Below are 14271 nucleotides of genomic sequence, written 5' to 3' on the forward strand. Positions count from 1 at the left end.
GAGGCGATGCCGGGTGCGAACGACACCGCCACCGAGCGCGAGCGGCTGCACGCGGCGCGCTGCCGCTGGCTCTTCACGGTGCTGTATCTCGGCGGCCTGCGCGCGGCCGAGGTGGCCGAGACCCGCATGGGCGCCTTCTTCTGCCGGCGCGACCGGGAGGGCCAGGAACGCTGGTGGCTGGAGGTGACGGGCAAAGGCAACAAGACGCGGCTGGTGCCGGCCACGGACGAACTGATCGTGGAACTGGCTCGCTATCGCGAGGCGTACGGCCTGCCGCCGGCACCGCATCCTGTTGAGGCGCGCCCCATCGTGCTGCCGATCATCGGCAAGGAAAAACCCTTGTCACGCGGCGCGCTGCATCTGGTGCTGAAGGAGGTGTTCGGGATGGCCGCCGCGCGCCTGCGCGCGCGCGGCCCCGAGTGGGAAAGCCGGGCTGCGGTGCTCGCCAGCGCCTCGGCGCACTGGCTGCGCCATACCGCAGGGTCGCACATGACCGACCAGCAGGTGGATCTGCGTTTCGTGAGGGACAATTTCGGGCATGCTTCCATCGCCACGACCAGCGCTTATCTGCATACGGAGGACGATGCGCGCCATGAGGCCACGCAGGAACGCCACCGGATCGGCTGGACGCGCGAAGGGTGATGGGCGCCCACCCGGGCCAGGATGCCTGGTATGTGGTTTGGCCAATGTCACGCCGCAAGTAAGCGCCAAAGCGAATTGCGACGGATTGCTCTGCAATTTTGCATGACGTTCTTTTATGGCTGGGCACGATGGGCTTCGAACAACTGGCGGCATTGAAGGAACAACTGGCAAGGCAAGCCAAGGCCGCGCCACGGGCCAAGACGCGTCGCGCCCCCCCCGAAGGCTTCGGCCCGCCCAGCGACGCCCCTTAATGAGCCCGCTAAGCCCGTTGATCCGGTGCTGCAAGCCATCGCGACGCTGCAAAAGCGCTTCCCGCAAACCTTTCCGAAGAATCCTGCGCCCAAGTTGCCGCTCAAGATCGGCAACTTCGAGGATCTCGTCCCGCAGGCGCAGGAACTTGGCCTGAGCGAGCCGGTATTGCGCCACGCGATCCGGACCTGGTGCCGCGGCACCCGCTACTGGACCTGCCTGGTGGAAGGTGCAGCACGCGTGGATCTGGCGGGGCGGGAGGCGGGACAGGTTTCAAAGGCCGATGCGAACCGGGCGCAGCAACTGCAAGCCCGTCGTGTGGCGCGCGCGTTGTCTCAGCCAGCGACTGCGCCGAAGCCCAACTGATCTGTGATGGAGATGCCGTGCTTTCGGCGCCGATGTGCCGATGATTGTTGAGCTGCCGCGGACGCCACTGCATCGCTCGATGTCTGATTTCTTCATTTCGTGCCGCCTGATTGGCTCCCATTGTGGCTTTCGGGAGAGAGCGTCGGGGCGAGGACCCGACGATTTGAATCCGATACCGGACAAGACACAAAACAGTACATTCGACCGCCAACGAGACATACATCAGATACACGACGTTCACACACTTGCGACAGCTTTGCCTGCACCGCCTGTGCGGTCCTGATCCGCCACCCGCCAACGTTGCCCATAGAGCAACGATCTAGAAAAAAGTTGCTATTGCTCCAGCGAACTTCAAAGACAACAATGTTCCTCACCAACTAATTTACGTCATCTAAGCGAAGGCAATAAGAGAGTCGAGGACGACATGCAAGACCAAGGACCACCCGCCCACAAACGCTGGATGGCGCTTAGCGCCGCCCTCCTGGGGATTACTCTGACCAGCGCGCCGGCATCCGCCGCCGACGCGTTTCCCACCAAGCCGATATCGATGTTGGTCGCATTCCCGCCGGGGGGGCCCGCTGACGTACTTGCGCGGGCCATGCAGCCGACGATGGCCAAGGCACTCGGCCAGCCCGTGGTCATCGAAAATCTGCCCGGTGCCGGCGGCGCGCTGGCGGTGCAGCGGCTACTGAGCCGTCCCGCCGATGGCTACACGCTGATCATGGGTTCGCCCAACGAAGCCATCCTGACGCCGCTGGCGCTGGCCAGCGCCAAGTACAAGTCGAAGGACCTTGCGCTGCTGGCGCCGGTCTCGATCCACCCGCTCGTGCTCATGGCTCGCAGCGACCTGCCGTACAACTCGCTCGAACAAATCATTGCGGCCGGCAAGCAGCCGGGCAGCCAGAGCCTGACCTTCGGCAATCCGGGCTATGGGACGATGTACCACATCGTCGCAGAGTACATGGCGCAGCTGACCGGCGCCAAGATGCTGCAGGTGCCGTACAAGGGCGCCACGCCGATGCTGGCGGATCTGACCGGTCACCAGATAGACATCACGATCCTGCCAAACCTCGGTGCATCCACCCAGCTGCTCGAGTCACACAAGATCAAGGCGATCGCAGTGCTGGACACGCAGCGCATGCGAACCCTGCCCGATGTGCCGGCGATCTCCGAAACCAGCGTCGCGCGCAGGTCCGAGTTCGTCTATTCGATCTGGCTGGGCGTCATGGGCAGGACCGGCATCCCTGCAGAACGTGCACGCATATTGCTGGAGGCCTCGCAGCGGGCGCTGCAGTCGCCCGAACTGATCAAGGCCCTTGCGCTCTCCGGCGTTCAGCCGATGAAGCCGCAGACGCTCGAGGCTTCTGCGGCGTTCTACGCCGCCGAGACCCAAAAGTTCAGGAAGCTCGCCCACTCAATCAAGCTGACGCCTCAGTAATTCCACCCGGCACGGTCCCAGCATCCAGTCCCAGGAAGTTCTCCCTTGAATATCCTAGTTGCCGGTTTCCAACACGAAACCAATACGTTCGCCCCAACCATGGCCACCTACGAGAGCTTCGTCCGTGGCGAGGACTATCCCGCCATGGTCCGCGGCGAGGCGATTTATGACCTGCTGAACGTGAACGTGCCGATCAGCGGCTTCATCCACCACGTGCGCGAGCATGGTCACGCCGTCACGCCGGTGATCTGGGCGGCCGCCGGTGTCTCGGCCCACGTCACGACCGATGCCTACGAGCGCATCGCCGGAGAAATTGTGGAGGCGGTGACGACGGCCTCGTACGACGCGATCTATCTTGACCTGCATGGCGCCATGGTGGCCCAGCACCTCGACGATGGAGAGGGAGAGTTGCTGGCGCGCATCCGCGCCGTGGCCGGCCCCGACATGAAGATCGTAGTCTCGCTGGACCTGCATGCCAACGTCACCGAGCGGATGCTCGCTCTACCGGACGGCGTGGTGGCGTATCGCACCTATCCGCATGTGGACATGGCCGCCACAGGTAAGCGCGCGGCCGAACTGCTCCTGGAACTTGGCAGGCGGGGGACGCGTGCGCACCTGGTAGCACGGCGCGTGCCGTTCATGATTCCGGTCAACGGCATGTCCACGATGATGCAACCCGCTCAAGGCATCTACGGGCAACTCGAAGAACTGGAGCGGCAAGGCGTGCTGTCGCTGTCGTTCACGCCAGGCTTTCCCGCGGCCGACTTCGCCGAGTGTGGTCCTGTGGTTTGGGGTACGGCTTCGACAAGGTGCGCGTCGAGCAGGCCGTCGACACACTGTTCGCGCGCATCTGCGAACCGGAGAACCAGTGGGCCGTGCAGTTCGAGGAGCCAGATGCAGCGGTGCAGCGTGCCATGCGGATCGCGCAAAAGGCCACGCGGCCGGTGATCCTCGCGGACACGCAGGACAACCCGGGCGTCGGCGGCGATGGCAACACCATGGGGATGCTGCGTGCGCTTCTCAAGGCCGGCGCGCAGAACGCCGCGATCGGGATCATCTGCGATCCCGCCGCGGCCGCGGCAGCGCACCAGGCAGGTGTCGGCGCGAAGATCGATATTGCGCTCGGCGGCTGCCCACAGGTGAGCGAGGATGCCCCACTGCGCGCGACCTTCGAGGTGGAGGCGCTGTCCGAAGGCAAGTTCGTCTACGGCGGACCAATGATGCATGGCAAGGCTGCCGACATGGGACCCATGGCGCGACTGCGGATCGATGGCGTGCTCGTTGCCGTTAGCTCGACCAAGGCACAACTGCTCGACCGCAATATGTACCGCGCGGTCGGCATCGAACCGGCGGGGATGAAGATCCTCGTGAACAAGAGCTCAGTGCATTTCCGCGCCGACTTCGCCTCAATCGCGGAAGACATTTTCGTGGTGCGTGCGCCCGGTCCGTTCATCGCCGATCCGGCGGAGCTGCCATGGAAGCATCTCAAGCCCGGCATGCGCCTGAAACCGAACGGTCCGGTGTTCGCCCCGGCGCCTGGGGTCTACGACAGGCTCACGCAGCTAGGCATCGAACTGCCCAAGGCTTCGGGCCCGGCGGCAGCCTACGTGCCGAGCGTGCGGTCCGGCAACCTGATCCACGTATCCGGCCATCTCTCCCGCATCAATGGCCACGTTCGAACCGGCCGCTTCGGTGGTGAGCTGCGCACCGCCGACGGTATTGCGGCGGCCCGCCTGGTTGCCATCGACTTGCTCGCGACGCTGCACGCCGCCACCGGCGACCTCAATGCAATCGTGCGGATCGTCAAGCTGACGAGCCTCGTCCATTCGACCGCGGACTTCACTGAGCAGCACCTCGTGACCAATGGCGCCAGCGAACTGTTCGCCGAGGTGTTTGGCACGCGCCGCCAGCACGCGCGCAGCGCGTTCGGAGTGCCGCAGTTGCCGCTCGGCGCCTGCCTGGAAATCGAACTGATTGTCGAGGTCGCCTGATTCCATGCGCCGCCTGAAAGGAGCCGTTCCGTGCTGACGATGAAGAGGGGGTTCGCCGGGGCTCGTGCTTGGCGCGCTGATGGCCGGCGCGAATCCGCTTGCGCTAGCGCGGGACCAGAAGTGGTGCCGCAGTCGGACCTGAAGACCGCTATGCGGCTCGAGAAGGGGCACACGGTGCGTGCCCTGGTGCGCCGCGAGGATGAACGCGCGGAGGACCTGCGCCGGATCGGAGCCGAAGTCGTGCAGGGCGACCTGACCGACCTCACCTCAATGCATCGCGCAATGGAGGGTTGCTCGCGCATCTACTTCGGTATGTCGGTCTCGGACACGTATCTGGAAGCCACGGTCAACACCGCCGCGGTAGCACGCCACTACAGCGTCGAAGCGTTCGTCAGCATGTCACAGATGACCGTCACGCAGATGAGCATTATGGAATCCACCCCCAGCCCCCAGCACAAGCTGCACTGGCTTGCCGAGCAAGCATTGGCATGGTCGGCGCTGCCGATCGTAACCGTTCGCCCGACAGTCTTCCTTGAAGGCTTCTTCCTGCATCTCGCCGCTGCAGCGGTACGTGAAAACGACGAGCCGGCGTTGCCGCTCGGTAGCGGTCGGACGTCGCCGATCCCGGCTGTGGATGTGGCGCGCGTTGTGTCCGTGATCCTCCACGACCCCGCGCCGCATATCGGCAACATCTACAACCTGACCGGCCCCGAGTCCGCCGACCTTGAACACTATGCGCGCGCCTTCTCCGAGGCGCTCGGTCGGACGATTCGCTACCGCAATGTGCCGCTCTCGGCCTGGGCCGACAAGCTTCGGGAAGCTGGCGTCCCTGGCCACCTCGTCAAGCACTCGCGGTGATGGCAGAGCTCCACGCAGAGGGGCGGTACGATCGCTTGACTGACGATCTATACAAGGTTACGGGCAAGGCGCCAACCAGCATGCTCGACTTTGTCAAGCTCAATGCCTCCGAGTTCTCGCGTGACGGAACCTTAGCTTGAGAAAGCGACGCACCGTGCCTATTGCACAAAGGCACGCATAGCCGCCGCATCATGCAATTGACCAAGGCGCCAACGCGGGCCGGCCGCACGACCAGGCGTGTACAAGCCGGCGCCTTGTCTCGGCTATTTTTATGAACGCGAGCAAATCCGGTGCTATACAAGAACAGCAACAGTTGTCTGATCGCACTGGCAGCAACATCGTCGTTTCAATTCTGGTAGCTATGACGCAAAGGTGCCGTGCTACCGGTAATCGCCGCCACGCCAAGATAAGTAAAACGCTGACCCGATGAACGATTCCGTATCAGCACTAGGAGAAAAAAATGACCGAGAAAATCGATCTGCCTCGTCGAGGCTTTCTGGGCACGGCCGCCTTGACGCTCGCTACAGTACAGTTTGGCGTTTTAACGTCCGCCAAAGCCCAGACCAATCAATCGAAGCCGGCGCCCCTGCCCTCGACCAAGCCGGGTACCCATGCGGCCTTTGCATCGATCAAGCAAATCAACGCAGGGCTACTCAACGTCGGCTACGCGGAGGCTGGCCCTGCTAACGGGCCAGCCGTCGTTCTGCTACACGGCTGGCCCTATGACATCCACAGCTTCGTCGACGTCGCGCCTCTGCTCGCGTCGCGCGGATACCGCGTGATTGTTCCGTACCTGCGCGGCTATGGTTCGACGACCTTCCTGTCGAAGGAAACCATGCGCAACGGCCAGCCGGCGGCCGTTGCGCTCGATATCATCGCGCTGATGGATACGCTGGGCATGCAGAAAGCCGTCATCGCAGGGTTCGATTGGGGCGCGCGCACGGCATGCATCCTTGCTGCCCTCTGGCCAGAGCGCTGTAACGGGCTGGTATCCGTCAGTGGCTACCTGATTGGCAGTCAGGCGGCAGGCAAGATGCCCCTGCCGCCTGAGGCCGAGTTTCAGTGGTGGTACCAGTTCTACCTGGCCACGGACCGCGGACGCGATGGCTATCAGAAGTACACGCACGACTTCGCGAAACTGATCTGGCAGCAGGCCTCACCGAAGTGGAAGTTCGACGACGCCACCTTCGAACGCAGTGCCGCTGCCTTCAACAATCCCGATCACGTGGAGATTTCCGTACACAACTATCGCTGGCGGCAAGGTCTTGCCGCAGGCGAGCCGAGGTACGACGAGTTCGAGCAGCGGCTCGCGACGGCGCCCACCATAGGCGTGCGCACAATCACGATGGAAGGTGACGCCAACGGCGCCCCGCATCCGGCGCCCAGCACCTATGCCAGCAAGTTCGCCAGCAAATACGAGCACCGCGACCTCAAGGGAGGCATCGGCCACAACCTCCCGCAGGAAGCACCGCGGGAATTCGCGCAGGCGGTTATCGACGTCAACAGGTTTTAGTGCGGCAGACTAGCCCGGCCGGCATCGGGACTCAACGCCCGATGCGTGCGTCACGGAGCTGCGGAAAGATCTTCCAGACGTCCAATGAGCAAGCGCCCGCTCAGGGACCGGTCTGCTCGTATCGGTGCTCCTAGCATTTTCGCATTCACATGCCGATCATCAGGTGCCCGGGCCCATCGCGGGAAAAGTGCCTGGCCTCGATGAAGGCATGCACGACTACCAGGGCGTCTCTAATGCCTACTCTTGCCATGGCAGGGGACGACTGAAGCAAACGTACCCAAGAACGCCCCAGCCAAAAAGTGTGTTTAGGCAAGATCCGCCCGACGGACAGATCTAAAAGGGACTTGACCTCTATTGATCGTTGCGTCGTGCGTTGTACAAGTCCGTCTGCAGGTCGCCTGTCAGCTCTCACACCACAGTACTGTGACTCCGTGTGGCGCTCCGTAGCGTTCAACGCGGTGCCAAAGAGAGCGAATGCAAGATTTCTTGGCTGGCCGAGACAACTCGATTACTCTCGTCATAAGGTAGCCGTCGCGCACAGTCCCGTGCGCACCGGTAACTGCAAAGCGGAAGTATTCAGTAGCCGCTCCATTCTTTTTGACAGGGCGGAGCCTTTGGCTGCAGGTATCGGCAACAGTCGACCTGGCGGTGGCGGTGCCGATTTGCCACCAAGGAGAATCGGCGATGAGCAACGAGTCAAGGCTGGAAGGCGACAAGCTCGCGCATCAGGTGGCAGAGGATGCGAGCCATATCGACGACGGCGCGATCGTCGATGACCCGAGCGTGCGCGACCATCCGCGCTACCACCAGATGTTTCCGGTCCTGACGGAGGCTGAAGTCGACAGAGTGCGTCGCTTCGGCAGCCCGTGCCACTACGCTAAAGGCGAATTGCTCTATCGTGCCGGAAGTATCTGTCCGGGCATGTTCCTCCTGCTGTCGGGAAAAGTGCGCATAGTCATTCGTGATGGCCTGGGCCACCGGATTGTCCACACCTATACACAACGCGGCGAGTTCACCTCCGATATCACCCAGCTTTCGAGCAAGCCCGCAGTTGTAGATGCGCATGTCATCGAAGCTGTCGAAGCGGTGTTGCTGCGGCCCAACCAACTAAGCGCCATGGTGATCAGTGAAGCCGATCTTGGCGAAAAGATCATGCGCGCCTTGATTCTGAGGCGCGTCTTGGCGATTGAACGCGGACAGGGTGCCGTTCTGGTCGGCGCCCCCGGCAATGATCGACTCCTCGCATTGCAAGATTTTCTGCGCCGCAACGCTTTTCCAAATATGGCGCTTGATGCGGAGCAGGACGCCGACGCCATCGCGTTACTTGAACGCCTGACGCCACAGCCCGATGACTTCCCGCTCGTCGTTTGTCCGAACGGCACTGTGCTGCGAAACCCTGATGTGGGACAGCTCGCATCTTGTCTGGGACTGATTCCTGAGTTCGATCCGACGCACGTCTACGATGTGGCGATCATCGGCGCCGGCCCGGCAGGACTTGCGACGGCCGTCTACGCGGCATCCGAAGGGCTGTCGGTCGCGGTGTTCGACTGTCGTGCCCCCGGTGGCCAGGCGGGTACGAGTGCGCGCATCGAGAACTATCTGGGCTTTCCCACCGGCATCACGGGTCAAGCCCTGGCGGGCCGCGCGTTCGTTCAGGCGCAGAAGTTCGGTGCACATATCGGTATTCCGTGCGAAGTCAAGGCATTGTATTGCGACAAGCACCCGCTTGTCGTGGAGCTTGCCGATGCCCGGCGCATCCTCGCGCGCACCGTGGTCATCGCCAGCGGCGCAGAGTATCGGCGTCCCGTCGTCGAGGGACTTGCGCGCTTCGAGCGCTGCGGCGTCTATTACTGGGCTACGCCAATCGAGGCCAGGCTATGCCGCAAGGAGCCGGTGCTGCTGGTCGGCGGCGGCAACTCCGCGGGGCAGGCTGTGGTATTTCTGGCATCGCACGCCGAGCATGTGCACATGTTCATCCGCGGCGCGAGCCTTGAGCAAAGCATGTCGCACTACCTGATCGAACGTATCGGCTCGCTGCCGAATGTAACGCTTCATACGCGCATTGAACTGACTGCGCTCGAGGGGGATGGGCGTCTCGAACGCGTGCACTACCGCGGTGCCGGCGGCATTGAAGGAAGCATGACGGTACATCATCTATTCGTATTCATCGGCGCCGAACCGAATACGAGCTGGCTTAAGACATGCGGCGTGTCGCTCGACAGCAAAGGATTCGTATTGACCGGTACCGACGTTGCCGAAGCTCCCGTGCAAACGCTGCTTTTGCAGACGAGTGTGGAGGGTGTCTTCGCGATCGGCGACGTTCGTTCGGGCTCCACCAAGCGTGTGGCGTCGGCGGTAGGCGAAGGCGCGGCCGTGGTGGCGCAGATTCATCGTTTCTCGGCCGGCGTCCGGTGAACGCACCTGTCGACCAGAACGGCCGCAGTTAGTGCGGTATGAGGAAGCGTTCGCATGAATCGGGGGCGGGAGCGCTGTCAGTCGCGCTCCCTGTCTGGTCGGCAAGGGGAGCGTCAGACGTAGGCGCCGTCAAGATAGGGATCAACACTGCGCGCCGGGTCCGCCGAGACGCCCGTACGGTCCATACCGGCCAGGGTGCGGGCACCGTCGGTGAACGGATCAACGTTGCGCGCACCGTCGGTGTACGGATCGACAGCCCGCGCGCCATCGGTGTATGCGTCGCGCGACTCCTGCACCGAACGAGCACCCTCGGTATACGGGTCCCGGGCGCCTGCATGGGACAGACCGGCGGCATGCGCACCGGCAGCGGCGGCAACCAGGGCGATGGCGAACACAAAACGCTTGGCGATGTTGGTAGTCATGATCGGTTTCCTTGAAAGTCTGCATTGGATATGGCAGCCGCGGGATCGCATCGTTGCGGTTCGCCGGCGGGCTACGGAACGTATTTAAGGAGACCGATGTATCGTGCCAGTAGCGCGTAATGACCGTTTCTGTCAGTACGCGTATCGTTGCGGCGGTTTGATACAGTCGCGTACAAAAGTCTTGCGCGAACGGGCGGACCGCCATGGAGCCGGGGACTCTCATGGTGCACTTCCGTTCATTTGCCGAAGCGCGCCTGTGGCAGGGCCAGTCAGCCCAGCCTGACTTCCGCCGCCAGGCCTCCGCCCTCACGATTACGCAGCCTGAGGGTTCCGCCGATGGCCACCGCGAGTTGCTGGGCAATCGCCAGCCCGAGCCCGGTACCGCCAGTCTCCCGGCTGCGTGAATGCTCGAGCCGGACAAACGGCTGCAGCACCACCTCGAGCTTGTCTTCCGGGATGCCGGCGCCGCGATCGAGTACCTCTAGGACCACGGTGTCTCGCTCGCGGCGCACGTTCAGTTCCGCCGCCCCGCCGAACTTCAGGGCGTTATCGATCAGATTGGTCAGTATCCGGCGCAACGCGTTGGGGCGCGTGACGATGGCGCCCCCGATGTTCTGCAGGACCGTCACCGCCTTGCCGGTGTCCTGGTAGTCGTACGCCAGGCTCTCGACAAACGATCCGATGTCGATCCGCGACGGCTTCTCGCCATCCCCGTGCGTGGTGCGCGCATACGCCAGTCCTTCCTTCACCAGCATTTCGATCTCGGCCAGGTCGTGCACCATCTTGCGCTTTTCCTCGGAGTCTTCTGCCATCTCGGCGCGCAGCTTCATCCGCGTGATCGGCGTCTGCAGGTCGTGAGAGATTGCGGCCAGGATCTGTACGCGTTCCTCGACGAACCCGGCGATGCGCTCGCGCATGGCATTGAACGCGCGCGCCGCACGCACCAGTTCGGTGGGGCCCGTCTCGCCGAGCGGCGGCGTCTTCGCGTTCGGATTGAGCGCATCGGCGGCATCGGCCAGCGCCACCAGCGGGCGGATCGACAGCCGCACTGCGAACCAGCAGCACAGGACCAGCAGCAGCAACTGGATCACCAGGACATAGGGCAGCCACTGCGCGATCGGCGTCGGGCGCGGATGCACGTCAATGGTCAGGGGGCTGCCATCGCTCAGCGTCAGATGGGCCTGCATCCGCTTGCCGTCGCCGGGAATGGACTCCACCTTGACCGGAAAGCGGCCGCCGCTCGCCTCCGTAATCCGGTCGGCAATTTCCTTGCCCTGCGGGGTCATCTCGGGCGCGCCCGACAGACCCGGCCCCAATATGTATTGATAGGCGCCGCGATTCACGCGTGGCAGCCATTGCGGCCGCTCGTCCGCCGGCACGCGGTCCAGGATGGCAATCGAAGTGGACACGTCGGTTTCCAGCGTGCCGAGCATCACTCGGCGCGCGGAAATATAACGTTCAGAGAACAGCACACCGAACGACAGGCCGTGGGCGACGATCAGACCCGCGAGCAGGATTAGGAAGAGGTGCGATCCCAGCGTACGAGGCCAGGGCCAGGTGCGGACATTCACTGGCGTGCCTCCTTGATCTCCACGGGCATCGAGAACACATAGCCCTCGCTGCGCACCGTCTTGATGTAGCGTGGCTCGCGTGCATCGTCATTGAGGTGCTGGCGCAGGCGGCTGACCAGCAAGTCGATCGACCGCTCGAAGATTTCCGCCTCGCGGCCCTGCGTGAGATTGAGCAGTTGGTCGCGATTGAGCACGCGCTGTGGATGGTCGACAAACACGCGCAGCAACCGGTACTCGGCCCCGCTAAGCGTGACAATGATGCCATCGCGGTCCATCAGGTGCCGCGCGGTGGTATCCAGTCGCCAGTCACCGAACGCGAGAATCCGCCCGGCCTCGGTGATCTGCAGATTGGGCGGCAGCATCCGGGTGCGGCGCAGCACGGCCTTGATGCGGGCCAGCAGCTCGCGCGCCGCAAAAGGCTTCGCAAGGTAATCGTCAGCGCCCATTTCGAGACCGATGATACGGTCCGTCTCGTCGTCGCGTGCGGTCAGCATCAGCACCGGCGTGGCCTTGTGCTTGCCGGCGCGCAGTTCCCGGCACAGCACCAGGCCATCATCGCCCGGCATCATCACGTCGAGCACGATCAGGTCGACAGCATTGGTCTCCAGAAACGACCGCATGTGCCGGCCATCAGGCGCCACGGTCACACGCAGGCCGTTCTTGGTGAGATAGGTCGAGACCAGTTCCCGGATTTCCCGGTCGTCATCGACGATCAGGATATGGTCGACATGGGTGTCCATCGGTGTCCCCTCTGTCATAAAAAAGAACGACCAGTCTGTTTCGCCTGCAATCTATGGGGCGCGATTTTTCGTGTACCGCAATGTATCCGGCGGCAGCACCTCGACAATCCTACACATATTCCCCCGATGGCGACACATACCAGCGATGCTGGCGGTGTCTGATGGACGGCAAGCCAAACCTTTGCGAAAGGACACCGATCATGGCCCTGCTGATACTTGCCTACCTGGGGGGTGTACTGACTATCCTGAGCCCGTGCATCCTGCCCGTCCTGCCTTTTGTCCTCAGCCGCACCGGCCAGCCGTTCCTGCGCGGCAAGCTGCCGATGCTAGCCGGCATGGCACTGACCTTTGCCGCAGTTGCCACGCTGGCGTCGGCTGGTGGCGCTTGGGCAGTGCGCGCCAACGAATACGGGCGCCTCGCCGCCCTGATGCTGTTGGCGCTCTTCGGGCTGTCCTTGCTTTTACCGAAACTGGCGATCACCCTCGCTCGGCCTGTGGTGGCACTCGGCAACCGTCTGGTCACCACCAGTAGTTCGTCCACATCTGCTTCGTCCGCGTCGGCTTCGCCATGGGGTTCGCTGCTGCTTGGCGTCACCACCGGCATGCTATGGGCCCCGTGCGCCGGCCCTATCCTCGGGCTTGTCCTGACGGGTACGGCCCTTGACGGTGCAAACCTGTCGACGTCGGTATCGCTGGCTGCCTATGCAGCCGGGGCGGCCACCTCGCTGGCCACCGCGCTTGGCCTCGGCGGCCGCGTCTTCACGGCGATGAAGCGGTCAATGGGCGCTGGCGAATGGCTGCGTCGCGGCCTGGGGGCAGGTGTACTGGGCGCGGTGCTCGCCATCGGCATCGGTGCCGATACCAGCCTGCTGGCGCACTTTCCCGTAAGCGGGCCGGCGCGCATCGAGCAGGCGCTGATCAATGGGCTGCGCAGAGAACAACTCGCGCCACAAGTCATGAACGACGCCAACTACGACCGCGGCATGCTGCTGGCTGCCAATGACACATCCGTGGGCTTCCCGAGCCGCTTGCCCGTAGAGGGCCGCCTGCCTCCGCTAGATGGTGCAGTGCAATGGGTCAACTCTCCGCCACTGTCGAGAGACCAGTTGCAGGGCAAGGTCACACTGGTCTACTTCTGGACCTACTCTTGCATCAACTGCATCCGTACCCTCCCCTACCTTCGCGCCTGGGCGGAGAAGTACAAGGATCAGGGCCTGACGGTGGTTGGCGTGCATACGCCCGAGTTCGCCTTCGAGAAGACACCGGAAAACGTGCGCCGCGCAATTTCCGATTTCCGCATCGGCTTCCCCGTGGCGGTCGATAGCGATTACCGCATCTGGCGTGCATTCCAAAACAGCTACTGGCCGGCCACATACCTTGTCGACGCCCGCGGCAACATCCGCCATCACCAGTTCGGTGAGGGCGACTATGCCAAGTCCGAGCGCGTCATCCAGTCGCTGCTGGCGGAAGCGGGCAATCCGCCGGTGGCGCGCGACGTGGTCACCCCCGACGCGGGTGGCGCGCAGGCGGCGCCGGACCTGTACAACATTCGCTCAACCGAGACCTACATCGGCTACATGCAGGCGTCCAACTTCGCCTCACCGGGCGACATACGGCAGGACGCACCGCGCGAGTACACCGTTGCCAACCTTCGCCTCAACAAGTGGGGCCTGTCAGGCCAATGGACCGTCGGCGCCGAGCAGGCAACGCTCAATCGCGCCGATGGCCGCATCGCCTACCGCTTTCATGCGCGCGACCTGCACCTTGTACTGGGACCGGCGGCCGATGGCCGGGCGGCTCGCTTCGTGGTAACCGTCGACGGCAAGCCCCCTGGCGCCAGCCACGGCGCGGACATCGATGCAGCCGGCAATGGCGCGGTCACGCAGACGCGGCTCTACCAGTTGGTACGCCAGGCTGGCGCGGTAGGCGAGCACACTTTCGAGATCCGCTTTCTGGATCCCGGCGCCCAAGCTTATGCCTTCACCTTCGGCTAGCAAAACATCCCGATTTCCCCTTTTACAAATGAAATCGCACTGGAGCTGGTTCGTCCACAACGCTCAATGGTG

Annotated in this window: 11 protein-coding genes and 1 pseudogene; 9 read left to right on the plus strand and 3 right to left on the minus strand. The window is 63.3% G+C overall.

The window, feature by feature from the left end:
* From AC1DS6_RS33585 to AC1DS6_RS33620, 8 genes and pseudogenes are all read left to right on the plus strand, one after another.
* A partial coding sequence (locus AC1DS6_RS33585; protein ID WP_477104062.1) for a tyrosine-type recombinase/integrase occupies positions 1–642 on the plus strand: 642 nt, incomplete at its 5' end.
* A 276-nt stretch (positions 643–918) separates the two neighbouring features.
* Positions 919–1257, plus strand: coding sequence for a ProQ/FinO family protein (locus tag AC1DS6_RS33590; protein ID WP_441627121.1), 339 nt, complete (start codon positions 919–921; stop codon positions 1255–1257).
* 424 nt (positions 1258–1681) lie between these two features.
* Positions 1682–2695 (plus strand): Bug family tripartite tricarboxylate transporter substrate binding protein, encoded by a 1014-nt coding sequence (locus AC1DS6_RS33595; RefSeq protein ID WP_477104063.1) that lies wholly within the window; start codon positions 1682–1684, stop codon positions 2693–2695.
* 45 nt (positions 2696–2740) lie between these two features.
* A pseudogene (locus AC1DS6_RS33600) lies at positions 2741–4224 on the plus strand (M81 family metallopeptidase); the annotation flags it as partial.
* Positions 4216–4686: a RidA family protein gene (locus tag AC1DS6_RS33605; protein WP_477104080.1), complete on the plus strand. Its 471-nt coding sequence runs from the start codon at positions 4216–4218 to the stop codon at positions 4684–4686. The pseudogene AC1DS6_RS33600 and the gene AC1DS6_RS33605, both read left to right, overlap by 9 nt.
* Before the next feature lie 39 nt (positions 4687–4725).
* A complete protein-coding gene (locus tag AC1DS6_RS33610; RefSeq protein WP_477104081.1) occupies positions 4726–5544 on the plus strand; it encodes an NAD(P)H-binding protein in 819 nt (272 codons plus the stop codon).
* A gap of 460 nt (positions 5545–6004) precedes the next feature.
* Complete coding sequence (locus AC1DS6_RS33615) at positions 6005–7057, plus strand: alpha/beta fold hydrolase (RefSeq protein WP_441627129.1); 1053 nt, start codon at positions 6005–6007, stop codon at positions 7055–7057.
* A 684-nt stretch (positions 7058–7741) separates the two neighbouring features.
* Positions 7742–9472: an FAD-dependent oxidoreductase gene (locus tag AC1DS6_RS33620; RefSeq protein WP_477104064.1), complete on the plus strand. Its 1731-nt coding sequence runs from the start codon at positions 7742–7744 to the stop codon at positions 9470–9472.
* 113 nt (positions 9473–9585) lie between these two features.
* Here AC1DS6_RS33620 and AC1DS6_RS33625 read toward each other — a convergent pair whose 3' ends face one another.
* The 3 genes from AC1DS6_RS33625 to AC1DS6_RS33635 all read right to left on the minus strand — a co-directional run bounded on the left by AC1DS6_RS33625 (position 9586) and on the right by AC1DS6_RS33635 (position 12205).
* Complete coding sequence (locus AC1DS6_RS33625) at positions 9586–9894, minus strand: hydroxyquinol 1,2-dioxygenase (protein WP_441627133.1); 309 nt, start codon at positions 9892–9894, stop codon at positions 9586–9588.
* Between the two features lie 269 nt (positions 9895–10163).
* The gene (locus AC1DS6_RS33630) at positions 10164–11465 is read right to left on the minus strand and encodes an ATP-binding protein (protein ID WP_477104065.1); all 1302 of its coding nucleotides are present in this window, start codon (positions 11463–11465) and stop codon (positions 10164–10166) included.
* On the minus strand, positions 11462–12205 hold the full coding sequence (locus tag AC1DS6_RS33635) for a response regulator (protein ID WP_477104066.1): 744 nt from the start codon (positions 12203–12205) through the stop codon (positions 11462–11464). The genes AC1DS6_RS33630 and AC1DS6_RS33635 overlap by 4 nt, the downstream gene beginning before the upstream one ends.
* Before the next feature lie 200 nt (positions 12206–12405).
* Between AC1DS6_RS33635 and AC1DS6_RS33640 the strand changes: the two genes are divergently transcribed.
* The gene (locus AC1DS6_RS33640) at positions 12406–14199 is read left to right on the plus strand and encodes a cytochrome c biogenesis protein DipZ (RefSeq protein ID WP_477104067.1); all 1794 of its coding nucleotides are present in this window, start codon (positions 12406–12408) and stop codon (positions 14197–14199) included.
* Positions 14200–14271: the final 72 nt, after the last annotated feature.

The organism is Cupriavidus sp. 05L310 (genome assembly GCF_056398185.1).

Coding starts and splice junctions, on each gene's coding strand:
- AC1DS6_RS33625 (WP_441627133.1), bottom strand. CDS start 9,894: ATGACTACCAACATCGCCAAGCGTTTTGTGTTCGCCATCGCCCTGGTT.
- AC1DS6_RS33595 (WP_477104063.1), top strand. CDS start 1,682: ATGCAAGACCAAGGACCACCCGCCCACAAACGCTGGATGGCGCTTAGC.
- AC1DS6_RS33620 (WP_477104064.1), top strand. CDS start 7,742: ATGAGCAACGAGTCAAGGCTGGAAGGCGACAAGCTCGCGCATCAGGTG.
- AC1DS6_RS33615 (WP_441627129.1), top strand. CDS start 6,005: ATGACCGAGAAAATCGATCTGCCTCGTCGAGGCTTTCTGGGCACGGCC.
- AC1DS6_RS33635 (WP_477104066.1), bottom strand. CDS start 12,205: ATGGACACCCATGTCGACCATATCCTGATCGTCGATGACGACCGGGAA.
- AC1DS6_RS33610 (WP_477104081.1), top strand. CDS start 4,726: ATGAAGAGGGGGTTCGCCGGGGCTCGTGCTTGGCGCGCTGATGGCCGG.
- AC1DS6_RS33640 (WP_477104067.1), top strand. CDS start 12,406: ATGGCCCTGCTGATACTTGCCTACCTGGGGGGTGTACTGACTATCCTG.